Below are 18,399 nucleotides of genomic sequence, written 5' to 3'. Positions count from 1 at the left end.
CCTGCCAATGGGGACTGCGTTGTGCGATTCGCATGTCCCTTGGCATTTTTGCCCACAGGGGTTAGCGAAGGTCAAAAACAGAGTGCGCAGTTGCTAAAACTACCGACTCAATGCGCTTTGCGTCACAGTTTTTGAGTGAGGCAATGTGCATCGAGGTCCTTGCGAGCGATCTGATGAGCGATTGCACACTTGTTTCTGTGTTTGGCTCGGCCGGCGCATCGGTCTCGAGCAGTAGACGGTCGAGTGGAATCTGTCGGGCATATTCGCGACCACGCTTGGTGGCGAGCATACGCTCGTTCACGGAAAAATAGCAGCCTGCGTTTCGCGCGCGGACGAGTTCGTCCGAAGTGCCGCTAAACCAGTGGAAGATGATAACGGGGGAGTCGGAGTTTGGGATGAGTAGTCCATGCGATTCGAGGACGTTCAGTACGGTTCCCGCCGAACGAACGGCGTGAATTGATATCACGCGCCCGGTAAGAGGATGCTGCACGAGCGCATCGCAGAGCCGGTCAAATGCCTGTATTTGTAGCGGCTCACTTCCAGCAAAGCGTGCGGAAAAGTCGAGTCCGACCTCGCCGATAAATCGCTCTTGCGCAGCGACTTCGCATAGTAGATTGATTTCAGCGATTCCGCATCGCTCGTCGGCAAGCCACCAGGGATGGAGACCGATTCCAACAAAGATGTTTGAACGGCTGCAGGCGCGCTTGCTGGCGCTTGCGAAGTCGCGCGGATCGACGCCGCAGTCAAAGAGGCCCAGGCCCAGTGCCGTCGCCTCATCGGCAACGGCGTCCGGGTGAACCATTAGATCAAGATGGCAATGCGCATCAAATAATTGCGGTGTCATCGCGGCGCGTCTCGTTAATTTAGGCGCTGGCCATCGGAGCGTACGCGTTCGGTGCCGCGCCCGCTGATCTGGCGGATAACCTCGCCGGCAATCATCTGACCCATGATGGGCGGCATAAAACTGGCAGTTCCCAGCTCGGTGCGCTCGTGGATGTTGGAAGGGTCGCGGGGCTGTGTCTTAACCGATTCCTCGCAGCTAAACAGTACATGTAGGCTCTTGATTCCGCGCTTCTTACATTCTTTGCGCATAATGCGGCTCATGGGGTCACGTACCGTATCGAAGATGTCGGCAAAGCGTAGGCACTCGGGATGGAGCTTGTTGGCCCCGCCCATGGAGCTAACCAAACGGATGTCGTGGTCCTGAGCATATTTGGCAATAGTGAGCTTGGCCGAGATGGTGTCGATGGCGTCGACGACGTAGTCGAGCTTGCCACCCGTCTGCTCCAAAACGCTCGCGAAGAAATCATCGATGTTGTCGCTCAGCAGGTATTCGGTGCGCTTGATAACGCTGGCGGCGGGATTGATATCGTGGATCAGGGCTTCCATAACATCGACTTTGCGCTTGCCGACGGTGCTGTGAAAGGCGATGGCCTGGCGATTGATATTGCTGGGCGCGACGATATCCTTGTCCAGAATCACAAAATGACCGATGCCGCCGCGCGCGAGCGCTTCGCAGCAGTTGGAGCCCACGCCGCCACAGCCCAGCACCAGCACCGTGGCGTTGGCAAGTTTATCGAGCGCCTCACGGCCCATGATGATCTCGAGCTTGGTGTCGCGTGTCTCGACGGGAGCTGCGGCTGCGGTTTCGGTCATAGATGTCCTCCGATGGGGAAGCGGATCGTGTTTGGGCTATCGCCATTATAGGGATTATCACGATTCCATTTGAGCCCTAGGGGCTTGTTGAAATGAGATCGGGATTCGCATAAGATGAAGCAGATGGCACCCGTTGCAGCGGGTTGGCCAACTCCAAAACACGTTTGTAGCGTGAGAAGTGGCCGTCTTCGCATTACGCGGGGGCGGCTATTTCATTCGACCTCCAATGTGGATGCCGAGTTCCACAGCCGCGATTACAAGCAATAACAACGTCAGGACATCGTCAATACTCATAGTCCATCTCCTTCTTGGTAAGAGGGAGCTGACCCATCTGCTTCTGGGCTCATTGTATCTAAAAACGAACGCATGTTCTATACTTAGTATCAAATTAGATAATTAGACAAACATCTAAATAACGAGTATAGTGTGCGCGTCGTGAGAGATAGTGAGAGGAGGTCCTATGCCGGGAGAGGGTTTTAAAGCGCTGGCCGATCCTACACGACGTCACATTTTGGAACTGCTGCGCGAGGGCAATTGTACGGCCGGGGAGCTTGCCGAGCATTTTGACATTAGCAAGCCGTCATTGAGCCATCACTTGGCGACGCTCAAAAACGCCGGGTTGGTGACCGACGAACGTCATGGCCAAAACATCGTTTACAGCTTAAACACCACCGTCATGCAGGACTTGATCGGTTGGTTTATGGGCTTTACAAACACGGAAGGTGATAAGGATGAATAACGAAAACAAGGGCATTCATACCACGGGGGTATCGCCGCGTGTATGGGCCATGCTTGTTGTGGTCTGCGCTATTAATGTCGCGGCGCACCTTATGGTGATGCCGAGCCTGCCGGCGCAGATTCCCACGCACTGGGGCGCGAACGGCGCCGTCGACGGTTGGGGTCCTAGCTGGATGGCCTCCGCGCTCGGCGTGCTGCCTCTGGCGCTTCTCGCAATGTTCTTCGTGGTGCCGCGCATCGATCCCAAAGGTGAGGCATATCGAACCTCGGGCAAGTTCTATCAGGGCTTCGTAATCGCCTTCACCTTGTTCATGTGTGCCATAAGCTGGTTGGGTGAGCTTACGGTCTGGGGCGTGGTGCCGGCGGTCGGTTCGGTCAACGTGCTGATTTCCGGTGCTATCGGTTTGCTGTTCATCGGCGTAGGCAACTACTTGCCGCGTGTGAAGCAGAACTATACGCTCGGTATCAAGACGCCTTGGGCGCTTGCCGATCCCGAGAACTGGCGCCGTACGCAGCGTTTTGGCGGCGCCTGCTTTATGGTGCTGGGTGTTGGTTTGATTGTGATGGGCGTGGCGGGTAGCGTGCTTTCGAGTGAAGTCGTCGCCGCGGTGATTGCGGTGCTGGCGTTTGGTTCGGTCGGAGCCGTCTACGTCTACTCGTATCTGCTGTGGCGTAAATCGCAGCGAGCCGTTCGCTAAGGTTGCGGAAAACTAGCGTACGCAGTTCATAGTATGTTCTGGGGGACTTTTCCCAGGTAGTATTAGGGGCGTGGGCAACCATGCCCCTTTTTCGTTAAGTTTCAGAGCTGATTTCCTCATTTCGTTTCCACTAAAGCGAAACAAGAATAGGGAAACAGCAGGTAGAAAGGATAAAACAGGCAAATGGCAGAGTTTATCTACCAGATGTATCAGGCTCGCAAGGCCCATGGCGACAAGGTAATCCTTGACGACGTGACCCTGAGCTTCTACCCCGGTGCCAAGATCGGTGTCGTGGGCCCCAACGGCATGGGCAAGTCGACCCTGCTCAAGATCATGGCCGGCATTGAGGAGGTCTCCAACGGCGATGCCAGGCTCACCCCCGGCTACACCGTGGGTATCCTGCAGCAGGAGCCGCCGCTCGACGACGACAAGACCGTCATCGAGAACGTGCGCATGGCGTTTGGCGACATGATCGCCAAGGTCGATCGCTTCAATAAGATCGGCGAGGAGATGTGTGACCCGGACTGCGACATGGACGCCCTCATGGCAGAGATGGGCAAGCTCCAGGACGAGATTGACGCCGCCGACGGCTGGGATATCGATTCCAAACTCGGCCAGGCCATGGACGCTCTGCAGCTGCCCGATTCCGACATGCCGGTCAACGTGCTTTCCGGCGGCGAGCGCCGCCGTGTGGCCCTGTGCAAGCTGCTGCTCGAGGCTCCCGACCTTCTGCTGCTCGACGAGCCCACGAACCACCTGGACGCTGAGTCGATCCTGTGGCTCGAGCACTTCCTGCACAACTACCAGGGCGCGGTGCTTGCCGTCACGCACGATCGCTACTTCCTGGATAACGTTGCCGAGTGGATCTGCGAGGTCGACCGCGGCCACCTCTATCCCTACAAGGGCAACTACTCCACGTATCTGGAGACCAAGGCCGCGCGTATCGAGGCGCAGGGCAACCGCGATGCCAAGCTCGCCAAGCGCATGGAGGCCGAGCTCGAGTGGGTACGCAGCTCGCCCAAGGCTCGCCAGGCCAAGAACAAGGCCCGTCTGGCTCGCTACGAGGAGATGGAGGCCGAGGCCCGCGCAAGCCAGAAGCTCGACTGGACCGACATCCGCATCCCTGTGGGCCCGCGTCTGGGCAACAAGGTGCTCGAGGCCCATCACCTGCACAAGGAGTTCGATGGCCGCGTGCTCATCGACGACCTTTCATTCACCCTGCCGCGTAACGGCATCGTGGGCGTCATCGGCCCCAACGGTGTCGGCAAGACCACGCTCTTCAAGACCATCGTGGGTTTGGAGCCGCTGACTTCGGGCGAGCTCGAGGTGGGCGAGACCGTCAAGATTTCTTACGTCGACCAGAACCGTTCCGGCATCGACCCCGATAAGAACCTATGGGAGGTCGTCTCGGACGGCCTGGACCACATGATGGTCGGCGAGACCGAGGTTCCGAGCCGCGCGTACGTGGCGAGCTTTGGCTTTAAGGGCCAGGACCAGCAGAAGCGCGCCGGCGTACTCTCCGGTGGCGAGCGCAACCGTCTGAACTTGGCGCTCACGCTCAAGCAGGGCGGCAACCTGTTGCTCCTCGACGAGCCCACGAACGATCTCGACGTCGAGACGCTGTCCTCGCTCGAGGCGGCGCTGCTCGAGTTCCCGGGCTGCTCGGTGGTCATTAGCCACGACCGTATGTTCCTGGACCGCGTCGCCACGCACATCCTGGCGTGGGAGGGCACCGATGAGAACCCGGGCAACTGGTATTGGTTTGAGGGTAACTTCGAGGCCTATCAGGCCAACCGCATCGAGCGCCTGGGCGAGGACGCAGCCCAGCCGCATCGTATCCACAGGAAACTTACCAGGGACTAGTTTGATGTGGCAAAGGGACAGCCCCTTTGTCACACGAACTTATGCTCAACCTGGGAAAATAAAAAACGCGGCGAACGTTTTTGTGACGTTCGCCGCGTTTTGCTATTCGTTGGATTCTTCAACCTTGTTGACGGTCCAGGTGGCTCCGAGGCCTCCGGTGGTGTTGCGGCGGATGCGCACGGTGACTTCGTGGCGCTCGCCGGCCTGCGTGTAGCGCAGGGGGAAGCTTGCGCGGTTTCGCGCGGCCTCGATGGTACCGCGCTCGCGGGCGATCCAGTAGTACTCGCCGACGATGCCGAGCGTGTCGGCGCCGTAGGGGAGATAAGTCGACAGCTGGTGTAGCAACGGGCCGGGGCAGAAGACCTCGGTTGCGAAATCGACGGGGAAGTCCTCGGGGATGGAGGGCACTGCGGGTACGGAGGTTGGGGCCGCTGCGGGTACCGAAGCCGGTGCCGGTGCGGGAATTTGGTCATAGACAGGTGCGGATGCGGACTCGATGGCGGGTGCAGACTCGGGCGCCGGTTCCGGCTTAACTGCGGAATCTGTCGGTTCCACGGAGACGGATGTGTCTTCAGTCTCGGTTTTGGCATCGGCTTACGGGGCGTCCTCCGCCTCGACAGACGGCTTTGCCTCGACCGGTGTGGAGGCCATGGTGGTGATGCCGGCATTGGCGTTCTCGGGGTCATAGACGACCGTGAGCGAGATGGCGGGCTGCGGCGTCTCGGGCTCCGGTGCCGATTCGGTAGCGTCCTGTTCTGCGAGTTCTTCGGGCCGATCGTCCTCGGCCTCGTTGCCAAAGACATCGCTGTTTTGGAACGCAGGCGTCTCGGGTTGGTCAGCGGCTTCTTCGGTTGTCGACTTGGGAGCCTCGTCGAGCTCCGCAGTGGCTTCCTGCTCGGATATGACTTTGGGATCGGTCGTGGTGGCGATTTCGGTTTCGGCTTCTGCCGTTACCTCAATAGCGACTTCGATCTCTGTCTCGGACTCGGGTTCCGGCGCGGCTTCAACCATGGTTTCTGGCTCGGGACGCTTAACGTGCTTGGGGCGCACGGCCTTGAGGTCCTTCTCACCGCGTTTCTTCTTTTTGTAGGACTGCTTGGCGCCCTTGGCAGCCTTGGGCTTGTCTTCGCCCTTGGCAAGGGCGGTATCCCAGGCCTCGTTGACGATGACGGTGGCATACAGGCGGCCGCCCTTAAAGACGGTCAGCTTAATGCAGTCGTTGAGCTCCTCGAGCAGCTCGCGCGTGGATTCGAAGCCCAGGTCATAAGCGGTCATGTCGCCGGCGGCGAGCGCCTCCTCGACCTGCGTCATAAACGTTTGCTTGCCGCATCCAATCGCATCGCGCAGTAGGCGATACAGATAGATGTGGTTGCCCAGCGAAAGCGTGGGCCTAACTATTGTCTTGCTCATGGCAAATCTCCTCTTTACACATGTAAAGCATCTTACCATCGCATGGCGTTCGCCATGGCGGCGCCCAAGGCAAACGGGCGCGAACCGCTTTCGATTCGCGCCCGTTGTACAGGTTACCTATCTGGGGATGCAGTGCCTAGTTGCCCGATGTCGTGCCTTGGCTTGAGCTGTCAGATGCCGTGCCCGATGTGGTGCCACTCGAATTGCTGTTGCTGCTGTTTGTTGTACCCGTTCCCGACGTGGTGTCGCTCGTCTGGTCGCCCGTGCTCGGCTGAGAATCGTCGGTCGTTTGGCTTGAGTCGGTCGTGCCGGACGGCGTGCCACTGTTGGCCGTAGAGGAATCGGTGCCCTGCGATTGGTTTTGGGTGTTCGAGGACGAATTGGCAGAGGCAGAACTGTCTTGCGTGTCGTCCGTCTGTGTCTGCTGATCCTGCGACTGGGTGTTGCCATTTGCATCGCTCTCGGTCGTGCGCGACGACAGGATTGGCTCGGGACGCTCGCCCAGACCCTCACCGGCAGTGGTGATAAGGATGGCGCCGGCGCAGGCGATGACCGCGACGATGGCGATAGCGATCGAGAAGATGATGACCTTCTTTTGCGTTTGGCTGCGCTCTGCAGCGGCCTTGGCGCGCAGGCTGTTGGGGGCGACGCGCGCCGTGGTCGCGCGCCCCGCAATCTGGCGCATCTCCTGTGTAGTCGCGGCGCCGCCCAGGTGCTCCTCGGCATCAAACTCAACGGGCTCATAGGCGCCGGCAGGGTAGTCGACAGCGGCATGCGTGCCCTTGATTGCTTCGGCGCTGGCGGAGATAAAGTGGCGATAGATCTGCGAGGACACAACGGTGATGACCGAGCTCACGGCGGCGCCGATTACCGATCCGGCGATACCGATCTTGGAGGCAAGCGCCACGCTTGTGGCCGCGGCTGCGGCGCCGGCGATGATCTGAGGAATGGAAATGTCATCGAACAGGCCCTTTTTGGGCGCGATGGCCATGGTCTGTCCGATGGAATGGTTTTCGTGAACGCCGTTGTTGAGCGCGGCCGGTGTCATGACGCGCGTGCGCGGCGCATCGGTGTACTTGGTTGTCATACGGGGCCCTCCCGATGTAAATCTGCTTCGTTTCATGCAGCCATCAGGGTACCCATCAGATGTGAATCGTACGTGACATTTAACAGATACCATCAACTCATCAATAGCTCACCAAGTTGGTGGGATGCGGTTGCACCCGGCGGTTGAACTACAATAGAGCTTGCTAATTGTTGTGAATGGCGTCTACGCACGGGAGCATTCTTATGAATCTTCACCTTTCTCAGTCTGATGGCTTTTTGCGTGTGGCGGCGGCGTCGCCGCGGATTCGCGTGGCCGATGTCGAGGGCAATGCCGAGGTTGCGCTGGCGGCTGTTCGCGAGGCTGCTGAGCGCGGCGTTCGTGCGTTGGTGCTGCCCGAGCTTAACCTGTGCGGCTATACCGCGGCCGATTTGTTCCATAACCGCACGCTGCTTCATGCCTGCGAGGCTGCTCTGGTGCATATCCTCGACGAGACTCGTGAGCTGCCGATTGTCTTTACTGTCGGTCTTCCCGTTACAGTTGCCGAGAATATCTACAACTGCGCCGCCGTGTGCTGCGCGGGCGAGCTTTTGGGTCTCACGGCCAAGAAGTATCTGCCCAACTATGGCGAGTTCTATGAGCGCCGTTGGTTTGCTCCGGCGCCTGCGGATCCCGTGTGGGTTGAATTTGCCGGTCAGGGTCCGGTCCCGCTGGGTTCGGGGCTTGTCTACCGTTGCTGTGATGAGGACGCCGAGGACCTGGTGCTGGGCGTTGAGGTCTGTGAGGACCTGTGGGTGCCGGCGCCCCCTTCGACCGAGATGGCGCTTGCCGGTGCGACGGTGATTCTCAACCCGTCGGCCTCTGACGAAATCATCGGTAAGGCAGATTACCGCCGCAGCCTTATCTCTAACCAAAGCGCGCGCCTGTACTGTGCCTATGCCTACGCGGACGCGAGCGAGGGCGAGTCCACGACCGATATGGTCTTTGCGGGCGAGAACCTTATCTACGAAAACGGCTCCAAGCTCGCCGCGACCAAGCTGCTTACCTGCGACATGGCCATCGCCGATGTTGATCTTGACCGCCTGGTTGCCGAGCGCCGCCGCGCGACGACGTGGGCGCGCGCGGACGATGCGCCGGAGGCCACGACCGTTGAGTTTTCTTTTGAGGGCACGCTCTCCGAGGCTCCCGTCCTGCGCGACGCCTGCGACATCGACCGCGTTTTCCCCCGCGCGCCCTTTGTTCCGGCCGACCATGGTGACCTGGCCGAGCGTTGCGAGACCATCCTCGACCTGCAGACCGCGGGCCTCAAGACCCGTCTTGCCCATACGGGTACCAAGGCGGCTGTCATCGGTCTTTCAGGCGGCCTGGACTCCACGTTGGCGCTGCTTGTGACCGTGCGTGCCTTCGATGCACTGGGGCTGCCGCGCACGGGCATCACTGCCGTGTCCATGCCCGGCTTTGGCACGACGCATCGCACCAAGTCGAATGCCGAGTCGCTTGCCCGCGACCTGGGTGTGAGCTTCCACGAGGTTTCGATTCACGCGGCCGTGGAGCAGCACTTTAAGGATATCGAGCATGACCCTGCTGTGCAGGACGTGACCTACGAGAACAGTCAGGCCCGCGAGCGCACGCAGATTCTGATGGATCTGGCCAACCAGGCTGGTGGTTTTGTCATCGGCACGGGCGACCTGTCGGAGCTGGCGCTCGGCTGGGCTACCTATAACGGCGACCACATGAGCATGTACGCCGTCAACGCGAGCGTGCCCAAGACGCTTGTGCGCCATCTGGTGCGCTATGCGGCTGATGTCTTTGGCGGGCGTATTGCCGAGGTCTTGCTCGATATCCTCGATACGCCGGTGTCCCCCGAGCTTCTGCCGCCCACGGGCGACGGCGAGATTGCGCAGAAGACCGAGGATTTGGTGGGCCCGTACGAGCTGCACGATTACTTCCTCTACTACCTGCTGCGTTTTGGCTTTGAGCCGAGCAAGATCTACCGCATGGCGCTCAAGAGCTTCGAGGGCGTCTACGACGTCAAGACCATTCACACGTGGCTACGCACGTTCTACCGTCGCTTCTTTGCCCAGCAGTTTAAGCGCAGCTGCCTGCCCGATGGCCCCAAGGTGGGCTCGGTCACGCTCAGCCCGCGCGGCGATTGGCGCATGCCGAGTGACGCCAGCTCGCGCCTGTGGCTCGCCCAGATCGACGCGCTCAATGTAATTGACTAAGGTTGGCTAAATTGAACCAATGCGGGGTTTGTAAGCGTTACACTTTTGCAATCTGATGGCCCGTATCGCGCGGCGCTCTTGTCGGAGCGCCGCGTTTTTCATATCGAAAGGTGGCACCATGCAGGCATCGCAGCGTCTCGACCGCTTTGGCGCGGAGGTCTTCGCCTCGCTCAACAACAAGCTTCTCGCGCTGAAGGCTCAGGGCAAGACCATTTACAACATGAGCGTGGGCACGCCCGACTTTAAGCCGTACGACCACGTGGTCGAGGCGCTCACGCAAGCAGCCCAAGATCCCGAGATGTGGAAGTATGCCCTGCGCGACCTGCCCGAACTCAAGCAAGCCGTGTGCGATTACTATGAGCGCCGCTTTGGCGTTTCGGGTATTACGCCGCCCATGGTGCAGTCGTGCAACGGCACGCAGGAGGGCGTGGGCCATTTGGGTCTGGCCCTGCTCGATCCGGGCGACACCATTCTGGTTCCCGATCCGTGCTACCCGGTCTTTGAGGCGGGTGCCAAGATCGCCGATGCCAAGCTCGAGTACTATCCGTTGGTTGCCGAGCATAATTACCTGCCCTATGTGGCGGGTATCGACCCCGAGGTGGCCGATCGTGCCAAGTACATGATCGTGTCGCTGCCCGCAAACCCGGTCGGCTCGGTGGGCACGCCCGAGGTCTACGAGGAGATCATCGCTTTCGCCCGCGAGCACGACCTGCTCATCGTCCATGACAACGCGTACTCCGACATCGTGTTCGACGGCGAGCCGGGCGGCAGCTTCTTGCAGTATCCCGGTGCGCTCGAGGTGGGCGTGGAATTCTTCTCGCTCTCCAAGTCGTTTAACGTCACCGGTGCGCGTATCGGCTTTTTGGTCGGCCGCGAGGATGTGGTCTCTGCCTTTGCCAAGCTGCGCGGCCAGATCGACTTTGGCATGTTCTTCCCGATCCAGAAGGCTGCTATCGCCTGCCTGAACGGTCCGCGCGATGAGGTCGAGGCGCAGCGTCTGAAGTACCAGGAGCGCCGCGATGCCCTGTGCGACGGTCTTGAGAACCTGGGCTGGGAGCGTCCCAACGCGCATGGCTCCATGTTCGTGTGGGCCAAGCTTCCCGGTGGTCGCACCGATTCCATGGCGTTTTGCGAGGAGCTCATGGAGAAGGCCGGCGTTGTGGTGACGCCGGGCGCGAGCTTTGGTCCTTCGGGCGAGGGGCACGTGCGCATGGCGCTGGTCTTGCCGCCCGACCAGATTGCTTTGGCTGTCGAGGCCATTCGCGAGGCGGGCCTGTATTAGAAAGGTATTTCGGCTCGTCAATAGCTCGAAACCGATTTCGTGCAGTTATTTTACGATTTCTGCAAACAATTTCGGTAAACGGTCGATTTTTGGCTGCGAATAGGAGCATAATCAAAGTCCCGATTGGATGTATTGGGATTACGGCAAGCCGCTCGGGTCGTTCCCGGGCGGCTTGCTTGTGGAGAGAGATGGGAGTTTCTAATGGTTAACGAGAAGAAGGTCGCTATTGTCGGCTGCGGTTTCGTTGGTTCGTCTTCGGCGTTCGCGCTGATGCAGAGTGGCCTGTTCTCCGAGATGGTCCTCATCGACGTGGACAAGAACCGCGCCGAGGGTGAGGCCCTGGATATCGCGCACGGCATGACGTTTGCCGAGCCGATGAAGATCTACGCCGGCGATTATTCCGATGTCGCCGACGCCGCCATGATCGTCGTCACCGCTGGCGCTGCCCAGAAGCCCGGTGAGACTCGCCTGGACCTGGTCAACAAGAACGTCAGCATCTTTAAGTCCATTATCCCCGAGATTAAGAAGTCCGGCTTCGACGGCATTCTGCTCATCGTCTCCAACCCGGTCGATGTTCTGACCTACGCCGCCATCAAGATGTCCGGCCTGCCCGAGGGCCATGTCATCGGCTCCGGTACCGTGCTCGACACCGGCCGTCTGCAGCAGATGCTTGGTGCCCACGTCGAGGTTGACCCGCGCGATGTCCAGGCCTATGTCATGGGTGAGCACGGTGACTCCGAGTTTGTCGCTTGGTCCAGCGCTCAGGTTGCCGGCGTTCCGCTGAACACCTTCTGCGAGCTTCACGGTCATCTGGAGCATGAGGCTGCCGAGAAGCGTATCGCCGAGGACGTCAAGAACTCCGCCTACACCATCATCGAGAAGAAGCATGCCACCTACTATGGTGTCGCCATGGCCGTCAAGCGCATCTGCACCGCCGTCATGCGCGATGAGCAGACCGTTCTGCCCGTCTCCTCGCTCATGGTGGGCGAGTATGGCCTGTCCGATCTTGCCATCTCCATGCCGACCGTTGTTGGCCGCGACGGCGTTGTCTGCCGCGTCCCCGTGCCGCTGAACGATGACGAGCAGCATGAGCTTACCGCCTCCGCCAAGGCCCTCAAGGACATCATCGACAGCGTCGACTTCTCCTGCTAAATCAAGCTCGCTAGAGCGAAACGCTACAATGGAGGCGTCCGAGCCCACACGGCCCGGGCGCCTTTTTGGTGCAAAGTAACCTGACCCCAATGCACCATAGTTGATGGGAGGGCCATGTCGGATTCGCCTAATTTTTTGACCTATGCCCAGACGGCGTTTGACCCGTTTGAGGAACGGCCGTTCTGCGCGGTGGATAGCCTGGTCTTTGCGTGGTTGTCCTATTTGCGTTTGCCGGGTGTTATGGCGGAGCTGACGAACTGGCAGGGCCTAGACGTACGCGAGCTGCTTCGTGCCGAGTGCTACCGGGACATGATTGGCGACCTGTGGGATCCAGAGGGGAGCAGGGCCTTGTTGGAGGCCGTGGCAGCAAGCCCTCGCTACCGTGGCGTGCACGTTTGCGGCTATCGTGCCGTGAGCGATGTGGTGGCGACAGAGCAGTTTGCAGCCATGGCGTTCCGGTTTCCGGCGGGGTTTAGCTATCTTTCCTTCCGGGGGACCGACAGCACGATTGTGGGCTGGAAAGAGGACTTCAACATGGCGTTCCGGTGTCCCGTGCCCTCCCAGGAATCTGCGGCGCGCTATGTGGACGAGGCAGCGGATGCGATTGACGGGCCGCTTTTGTGCGGAGGTCATTCCAAGGGTGGAAACCTTGCGGTGTACGGTGCGGCGATGTGCTCCGATGTCGCCCGTGAGCGAATCGAACGGGTGTATTCCCATGATGGTCCGGGCTTCGTCGAGGAGTTTCTGAACGGCAACGCCTTTGCCGATCTTTCCGGTCGAATCGACAAGACGCTACCTCGGTCGTCGATCTTTGGCATGATGTTCGAGACACAGGAGGACTATGCCATCGTTGAGAGCACCGAGTTCAGCCTGCTGCAGCACAATCCCTTTAGCTGGGTGGTTGATGGTCACGACTTCGTGTACTGTGAGCGCCTGTCCGCCGGTGCTCGATACGTTGATGACTCCATTCGCGAGATGCTGCTTGCAGTGTCACCTAGCGAGCGCGAGCGTTTTGTAGATGCGTTGTTCTCCGTGTTTGAGGCTACGGGTGCTGAGCGGTTTGCGGATATCGCCGGGAATCTGTGCGAGAGCCTGCCCGTGATGCTCCAGGCTGCGCAAGGCTTTGACGAGGATACGCGACGCTTTGTCTCGCAGACCATCGTGGCAATCCTTAAATGCGCGCTGCTGCCCAAACGACCCCAGATCGACATGCCCGCTGCCGGCAAGAGTTTGGCAGAACAGCTTGAGGCTTGGCAGTCCGAGCTCCTGCGCTAACCATTGGTGCAAAGCAACCTGTCCCCGAGCACCAAGCTTCGATGCGCATGGGGCGGGCTCGACCGCTATACTGGTTCGTGCCGAAATCGATCTAGAACGGAATGCCGTATATGAAAATCAATCACGCGATTCTGCATATCCTGGACTTTGACTCTGCCGTCAACGTCATGAGCCAGCGCGAGCTCGATATCGAGAGCCGTACCGTGCGCAACTTTGTGACCACGCATCTGCGCCGCGCACGAACCTCGGCCGACAATAAGCGCGCCACGTTTGCCGAGAACTCTGCGTTTGGCGGCGAGCTCAAGGGTTATTTCTTTGGCGAGCGCGAGTTCGTGGACCTGTCGCAGCAGATTGCGGAGTTTATCTCCTCCGAGCTCACCAAAGCCGAGAAAGCCGAGTCCACCGACGTGCTCGTGGCCGACTTTGACGACGATGAGGATGCCCGCTGGTTTGCTGTGATGCTGCTGGGCTCCAAACAGGCCTTTATGCACGAGGTGGCCCGCGAGGAGGGCGAGGTACGCAACGACATCGCGCGCCACTATGCTATCCTGCCGAATCCTTCCCAAAAGGTGCCAAGCTATGCCATCGTGCGCGCGAGCACCATGGAGATCGGCTATGTGGACAAGAAGCGCAAGATTGCCGGTGAGGACCGCATGCTCATTCCCGACGGTCTGCTGCAGTGCGATACGGGCGTGTCGGGCAAGGAGGTCATCGACACCGTGACGCGCGTGGTCGAGGAGGTCGCCGAGGAGCACGGTGCCAATACGGCCGTAGCGCTCGCTAAGGTTAAGGCTGCCGTTGCCGAGAAGGTTGAGGATGACGAAGAGCTGCCGCCTTGGGATATCGTCGATGAGGTCTTTGAGGACGAGCCGGTCATCAAGGAAAGCGTGCGCGCGGCACTGACCGAGGAGAAGGTGCCCGAGCGCGTGCCCGTGGAACGCAAGCAAGTCGAGCGCGCGGCGGTGCGCAATCACAAGATTCGTACCGACACGGGCATCGAGATCAGCTTCCCGGCCGAGATGGGTTCGAACTCCGAGTACATCGAGTTCGTCAACGAACCCAACGGCCTCATCTCCATCGAGCTCAAGAATATCGGCAGCATCGAGAATCGATAAGGGATCGAGCAGATTGACCGTAACGAAAAGGCCGAAGCCCTTTGGGACTTCGGCCTTTTTGTCATAACCGCGTAACTATTAAAGTTGACGTAAGCCCTCTTCCAGGCCGGTCTTGCTGTCGGTCTTCTCGTCGCGCATCTTGATGACGCGGGCGGGGACACCGGCCACGACGGCACCGGCGGGGACGTCCTCGACGCACACGGCGCCGGCGGCAACGACAGCGCCCTTACCCACGCGCACGCCCTCCAGGACCACGGCGTTGGCGCCGATCATGACATCGTCCTCGATGATGACGGGCGTGGCGCTTGCGGGTTCAACGACACCTGCCAACACGGTTCCAGCGCCGATGTGGCAGTTCTTGCCCACGGTGGCGCGGCCGCCCAGCACGGCGCCCATGTCGATCATGGAGCCCTCACCGATGACGGAGCCGATATTGATGATGGCACCCATCATGATGACGGCACGGTCGCCGATCTCGACGCGGTCGCGGATGATCGCGCCCGGCTCGATGCGGGCATTGATGCCCTTAAGGTCGAGCATAGGGACGGCGGAGTTGCGGCAGTCATTCTCGACGTCGTAGTAGTCGATGGAATCGGCATTGGCGTCCAGGATGGCCTTGAGCTCATCCCAGTCGCCAAAGACGGTCTTGCCACGACGGCCGCCGTAGACGTGCGCATCGCCCCACTGGACCTTCATGCCCGGCTTTTCGCGCACGTACAGTTTGACGGGCGTTTTCTTGGGTGCGGTAGCGATGTAATTGATAATCTCCTGGGCATCCATCTCGGCTGCGTTACTCATATGCTGTTTCTCCTTTGCGTGGGTACGGTAGATAACTGGTTAGGCGAACATGACCTGGTCGAACGTATAGAAGCCGTGCTCGCGGGTGACGAGCTTCTGCGCGGCTGTCAGAGCGCCGTTGACGAAGATCTGACGGCTCGTGGCGCGATGCGTGAGCGTGACTTCCTCGTCCTGGCCAAAGAAGCTCACCTCGTGCACGCCGGCGACGGTGCCGCCGCGCAGCGAGTGCATGCCGATTTCCTTGGGATCGCGAGCGCCGCACATGCCCTCGCGACCGTAGACAGGGTGGTAACCTGCCTCGGGCTCAGCCTCGACTACAGCGTCGAGTAGCAGCTTAGCGGTGCCGCTGGGAGCGTCGACCTTTTGGTTGTGGTGCGTCTCGACAATCTCGCAGTCAAAGCCGGGCAGTTCGCGCGTGGCCTGGGCAACCAGATGGCGCAGGGCAGCGATGCCGATAGAGTAGTTGCCCGAATGCATGACACGGGCATTCTGGCCCAGCTCGCGCAGGCGGTCCATCTGCTCAGGCGAATAACCCGTGGTGCCGGAAACGAGTGCCGCGCCTGTACGCTCGACATAGGCGACGACGGCATCGAAGGTCACGACGTTCGAGAAGTCGATGATGACGTCGGCGGCCGGTGCGCTCTCGAGCTCGGACAAGTCGAAGCCGATCTGGGCGACGATATCAAAAACGGGCTGACCGGCGGCGTCGACAACGCCCTCGGCGGTGGTGCGGATGAGCGAGCCCATACGGCCCGTTCCCATAATGACGGTCTTAATCAAGCAGACCAGCTCCCTTCAGAGCATCGGTAAGTGCAGCTCGCGTGTTGTCTGCCATGGGGCATAGCGGCATGCGGTAGTTTGCCTCGATCATACCCATCTGAGCGAGCGCCTCCTTAACGGGGATGGGGTTGACCTCGCTAAAGAGGGCGTTGATGAGTGGCTGACCGGCAATCTGGATGTCGCGGGCGCGCTCCACGTCACCGTCCAGATAGGCACGGCACATGTCGTGCACGAGCTGCGGCTGAACATCGGCCCACACGCTGATGGTGCCCGAGGCGCCCAGGCTCATGAGAGGCACGGTGAGTGCATCCTCGCCCGAGTACATGCGGAAGTCATCGGACAGTAGGTGGGCGATCTTGGCCGCGTAGGCAACGTTGCCCGAGGCCTCCTTGATGCCCATGATGTTGGGGTGCGCGGCCAGGCGCTCCACATTGCGCTCGCTGATGCCACAACCGCAACGGCCGGGGATGTTGTACAGAATGCAGGGGATGTCCACGGCGTCGGCCACGGTCTTAAAGTGCTGGTAGATGCCCTCTTCGTTAGACTTGTTGTAGTAGGGGGTAATGAGCAGCAGACCATCGGCGCCCAGGCCCTGGTAGGTAAGTGACTTGGTGAGCATCGTCTGCGTGGAGTTGGAGCCCGAGCCGGCGATGACGGGGGCGCGTCCTGCAACCTGCTTGACCACGGCGGCGACAACGGAGTTGTCCTCGTCATCGGTCATCGTGGCACTCTCGCCGGTGGTGCCCAGGGTGAGGATGGCGTCGGTACCGTTTTGCAGGTGGAAATCGATAAGGCGCTCGAGCGCGTCAAAGTCGACGCTACCGTCCTTTTTAAACGGAGTGACGAGGGCGACGATTGAGCCCTCGAGATTACGGATGTCCATGTTCTTCTCCTTCGCTTCCGCGATCTGGATGCGTTTGTTCCACTGAGCGGCGACGGCCAGGCGTTCGTCCTGGGCGCGACGGCGGGCGCTTTCGGCACGCGATTTGGCCAGTAGCTCACGGCCGCACGGCAACACGTCGAGCGTGGCAAAATAATCGCCCGGGCGCTCGGCGCGTCGGATGAGGTCGGCCGAGCCATCGGGGCGCAGCAGAACCTCGGCGGAGCGCAGGCGGCCGTTGTAGTTGTAGCCCATGGAGTAGCCATGTGCGCCGGTATCGTGGATCACGAGTACATCACCCATGTCGATCTGCGGCAGCTCGCGGTCGATAGCGAACTTATCGTTGTTCTCGCACAGATTGCCCGTAATGTCGTACGTGTTTGTGACCGGTGCTACGGTCTTGTCGGCGCCACCCGGCTGGCCCATCACCGTAATGTGGTGGTAGGCGCCATACATGGCAGGGCGAATCAGATCGACGGCGCTTGCGTCGACACCGATATAGTCCTTGTAGATCTGCTTCTCGTGGATGGCCTTGGTGACCAGGCAGCCGTAGGGGCCCATCATAAAGCGTCCCATCTCGGTGCAGATGGCCACATCGCCCATGCCGGCAGGAACCAGGATCTCGTCGTATGCCGTGTGTACCCCCTCGCCGATGGCGTGAATGTCGTTGGCCTGCTGTTCGGGCAGATAGGGGATGCCGACGCCGCCGGACAGATTGATGAAGGCGACGTGTGCGCCGGTCTCGCGCTCCAGGCGCACGGCAAGCTCAAAGAGGATGCGCGCAAGCTTGGGGTAGTAGTCGTTGGTGACGGTGTTGCTGGCAAGGAATGCGTGGATACCAAAGTCCTCGGCACCCTTGGCCTTGAGCATGCGGAAGGCCTCGAAGAGTTGCTCGGTGGTCATACCGTATTTGGAGTCGCCGGGGTTATCCATGATGCCATTGGAGAGCTGGAACAGGCCACCCGGATTAAAGCGGCAGCTGACCGTCTTGGGGATTGACCCCGCAACGCGCTCAAAGAACTCAATGTGGCTGATGTCATCAAAGTTGACGATGGCTCCCAGCTTGTCGGCGAGCTCAAAGTCGGCAGCCGGCGTGTCGTTGGACGAGAACATGATGTCGTGTCCCGTGATACCCAGTGAGCGGGCGATCATGAGCTCGGTATAGCTCGAGCAATCGCAGCCGCAGCCGTATTCGTTGAGAATGGAGATGAGCGCCGGGTTGGGGTTGGCCTTGACGGCAAAGTATTCCTTAAAGCCCGGGTTCCATGCAAAGGCGTCGCGCACTTCTTGCATGTTGCGGCGGATGCCCGCCTCGTCGTATAGATGAAACGGCGTGGGGAACTGCTCGACGATATGCTCGAGCGTCTCCTTGTCCACAAACGGCTGCTTGGCCGCATACGCCTCGTTGGGGGTCAATGCCATGTCCCGTAAACCTCGCTATCCAGACGGCGCCATCTGCGCATCGAATCCGCATAGCGTGGA

The 18,399-nt window shown here is 60.1% G+C and carries 16 protein-coding genes; 8 read left to right on the top strand and 8 right to left on the bottom strand.

Going from position 1 to position 18,399, the window contains the following annotated elements; translation table 11 throughout:
- Positions 1-61 precede the first annotated feature (61 nt).
- Both DW913_RS06555 and DW913_RS06550 read right to left on the bottom strand, forming a co-directional pair.
- Complete coding sequence (locus tag DW913_RS06555) at positions 62-844, bottom strand: TatD family hydrolase (protein ID WP_117798001.1); 783 nt, start codon at positions 842-844, stop codon at positions 62-64.
- A gap of 14 nt (positions 845-858) precedes the next feature.
- Positions 859-1,656 (bottom strand): ThiF family adenylyltransferase, encoded by a 798-nt coding sequence (locus DW913_RS06550; RefSeq protein ID WP_117798000.1) that lies wholly within the window; start codon positions 1,654-1,656, stop codon positions 859-861.
- A gap of 460 nt (positions 1,657-2,116) precedes the next feature.
- Here DW913_RS06550 and DW913_RS06545 point away from each other — a divergent pair, with 460 nt between their 5' ends.
- The 3 genes from DW913_RS06545 to ettA all read left to right on the top strand — a co-directional run bounded on the left by DW913_RS06545 (position 2,117) and on the right by ettA (position 4,955).
- Entirely contained in the window at positions 2,117-2,395 is a 279-nt protein-coding gene (locus DW913_RS06545; RefSeq protein ID WP_117794490.1) for an autorepressor SdpR family transcription factor, read from the top strand.
- Positions 2,388-3,092: an SdpI family protein gene (locus DW913_RS06540; RefSeq protein WP_117797999.1), complete on the top strand. Its 705-nt coding sequence runs from the start codon at positions 2,388-2,390 to the stop codon at positions 3,090-3,092. Before DW913_RS06545 ends, DW913_RS06540 begins: the two co-directional genes overlap by 8 nt.
- Before the next feature lie 183 nt (positions 3,093-3,275).
- A complete protein-coding gene (gene ettA, locus DW913_RS06535) occupies positions 3,276-4,955 on the top strand; it encodes an energy-dependent translational throttle protein EttA (RefSeq protein WP_055251458.1) in 1,680 nt (559 codons plus the stop codon).
- A gap of 102 nt (positions 4,956-5,057) precedes the next feature.
- Here ettA and DW913_RS06530 read toward each other — a convergent pair whose 3' ends face one another.
- The 3 genes from DW913_RS06530 to DW913_RS06520 all read right to left on the bottom strand — a co-directional run bounded on the left by DW913_RS06530 (position 5,058) and on the right by DW913_RS06520 (position 7,452).
- Positions 5,058-5,510 carry a hypothetical protein gene (locus DW913_RS06530; protein WP_147349638.1) on the bottom strand — a complete coding sequence of 151 codons (453 nt, stop codon included), beginning with the start codon at positions 5,508-5,510 and terminating at the stop codon, positions 5,058-5,060.
- Positions 5,511-5,549: 39 nt separating this feature from the next.
- Complete coding sequence (locus DW913_RS06525) at positions 5,550-6,365, bottom strand: hypothetical protein (protein WP_117797997.1); 816 nt, start codon at positions 6,363-6,365, stop codon at positions 5,550-5,552.
- 136 nt (positions 6,366-6,501) lie between these two features.
- Complete coding sequence (locus DW913_RS06520; RefSeq protein ID WP_117797996.1) at positions 6,502-7,452, bottom strand: hypothetical protein; 951 nt, start codon at positions 7,450-7,452, stop codon at positions 6,502-6,504.
- 203 nt (positions 7,453-7,655) lie between these two features.
- Between DW913_RS06520 and DW913_RS06515 the strand changes: the two genes are divergently transcribed.
- The 5 genes from DW913_RS06515 to DW913_RS06495 all read left to right on the top strand — a co-directional run bounded on the left by DW913_RS06515 (position 7,656) and on the right by DW913_RS06495 (position 14,459).
- Entirely contained in the window at positions 7,656-9,635 is a 1,980-nt protein-coding gene (locus DW913_RS06515; protein ID WP_233542021.1) for an NAD(+) synthase, read from the top strand.
- Between the two features lie 118 nt (positions 9,636-9,753).
- Complete coding sequence (locus tag DW913_RS06510) at positions 9,754-10,917, top strand: pyridoxal phosphate-dependent aminotransferase (RefSeq protein WP_117797994.1); 1,164 nt, start codon at positions 9,754-9,756, stop codon at positions 10,915-10,917.
- A 201-nt stretch (positions 10,918-11,118) separates the two neighbouring features.
- Positions 11,119-12,069 carry an L-lactate dehydrogenase gene (locus DW913_RS06505; protein ID WP_089573042.1) on the top strand — a complete coding sequence of 317 codons (951 nt, stop codon included), beginning with the start codon at positions 11,119-11,121 and terminating at the stop codon, positions 12,067-12,069.
- Between the two features lie 114 nt (positions 12,070-12,183).
- Positions 12,184-13,344, top strand: coding sequence for a DUF2974 domain-containing protein (locus DW913_RS06500; RefSeq protein WP_117797993.1), 1,161 nt, complete (start codon positions 12,184-12,186; stop codon positions 13,342-13,344).
- A 110-nt stretch (positions 13,345-13,454) separates the two neighbouring features.
- A complete protein-coding gene (locus DW913_RS06495) occupies positions 13,455-14,459 on the top strand; it encodes a nucleoid-associated protein (protein WP_117797992.1) in 1,005 nt (334 codons plus the stop codon).
- 78 nt (positions 14,460-14,537) lie between these two features.
- Here the strand turns inward: DW913_RS06495 and dapD are convergent, their stop codons facing one another.
- From dapD to dapA, 3 genes are read right to left on the bottom strand one after another with little or no spacing between them, the layout of a single operon-like run.
- The gene (gene dapD, locus DW913_RS06490; protein WP_117797991.1) at positions 14,538-15,257 is read right to left on the bottom strand and encodes a 2,3,4,5-tetrahydropyridine-2,6-dicarboxylate N-acetyltransferase; all 720 of its coding nucleotides are present in this window, start codon (positions 15,255-15,257) and stop codon (positions 14,538-14,540) included.
- Between the two features lie 39 nt (positions 15,258-15,296).
- Entirely contained in the window at positions 15,297-16,037 is a 741-nt protein-coding gene (dapB, locus tag DW913_RS06485) for a 4-hydroxy-tetrahydrodipicolinate reductase (protein WP_199580792.1), read from the bottom strand.
- Positions 16,030-18,339, bottom strand: a complete 2,310-nt coding sequence (gene dapA / locus DW913_RS10175) for a 4-hydroxy-tetrahydrodipicolinate synthase (protein WP_117797990.1) — start codon at positions 18,337-18,339, stop codon at positions 16,030-16,032. The genes dapB and dapA overlap by 8 nt, the downstream gene beginning before the upstream one ends.
- Between the last annotated feature and the right edge of the window lie 60 nt (positions 18,340-18,399).

Source organism: Collinsella sp. AM42-18AC, assembly GCF_003467965.1.
Classification (GTDB): domain Bacteria; phylum Actinomycetota; class Coriobacteriia; order Coriobacteriales; family Coriobacteriaceae; genus Collinsella.
This window is presented reverse-complemented; position numbering and strand designations above follow the sequence as displayed.

What these genes read in the sequence shown, in the direction of transcription:
- DW913_RS06555 (WP_117798001.1), bottom strand. Translation starts at nt 844, where the DNA reads ATGACACCGCAATTATTTGATGCGCATTGCCATCTTGATCTAATGGTT.
- DW913_RS06550 (WP_117798000.1), bottom strand. Translation starts at nt 1,656, where the DNA reads ATGACCGAAACCGCAGCCGCAGCTCCCGTCGAGACACGCGACACCAAG.
- DW913_RS06545 (WP_117794490.1), top strand. Translation starts at nt 2,117, where the DNA reads ATGCCGGGAGAGGGTTTTAAAGCGCTGGCCGATCCTACACGACGTCAC.
- DW913_RS06540 (WP_117797999.1), top strand. Translation starts at nt 2,388, where the DNA reads ATGAATAACGAAAACAAGGGCATTCATACCACGGGGGTATCGCCGCGT.
- ettA (WP_055251458.1), top strand. Translation starts at nt 3,276, where the DNA reads ATGGCAGAGTTTATCTACCAGATGTATCAGGCTCGCAAGGCCCATGGC.
- DW913_RS06525 (WP_117797997.1), bottom strand. Translation starts at nt 6,365, where the DNA reads ATGAGCAAGACAATAGTTAGGCCCACGCTTTCGCTGGGCAACCACATC.
- DW913_RS06520 (WP_117797996.1), bottom strand. Translation starts at nt 7,452, where the DNA reads ATGACAACCAAGTACACCGATGCGCCGCGCACGCGCGTCATGACACCG.
- DW913_RS06515 (WP_233542021.1), top strand. Translation starts at nt 7,656, where the DNA reads ATGAATCTTCACCTTTCTCAGTCTGATGGCTTTTTGCGTGTGGCGGCG.
- DW913_RS06510 (WP_117797994.1), top strand. Translation starts at nt 9,754, where the DNA reads ATGCAGGCATCGCAGCGTCTCGACCGCTTTGGCGCGGAGGTCTTCGCC.
- DW913_RS06505 (WP_089573042.1), top strand. Translation starts at nt 11,119, where the DNA reads ATGGTTAACGAGAAGAAGGTCGCTATTGTCGGCTGCGGTTTCGTTGGT.
- DW913_RS06500 (WP_117797993.1), top strand. Translation starts at nt 12,184, where the DNA reads ATGTCGGATTCGCCTAATTTTTTGACCTATGCCCAGACGGCGTTTGAC.
- DW913_RS06495 (WP_117797992.1), top strand. Translation starts at nt 13,455, where the DNA reads ATGAAAATCAATCACGCGATTCTGCATATCCTGGACTTTGACTCTGCC.
- dapD (WP_117797991.1), bottom strand. Translation starts at nt 15,257, where the DNA reads ATGAGTAACGCAGCCGAGATGGATGCCCAGGAGATTATCAATTACATC.
- dapA (WP_117797990.1), bottom strand. Translation starts at nt 18,339, where the DNA reads ATGGCATTGACCCCCAACGAGGCGTATGCGGCCAAGCAGCCGTTTGTG.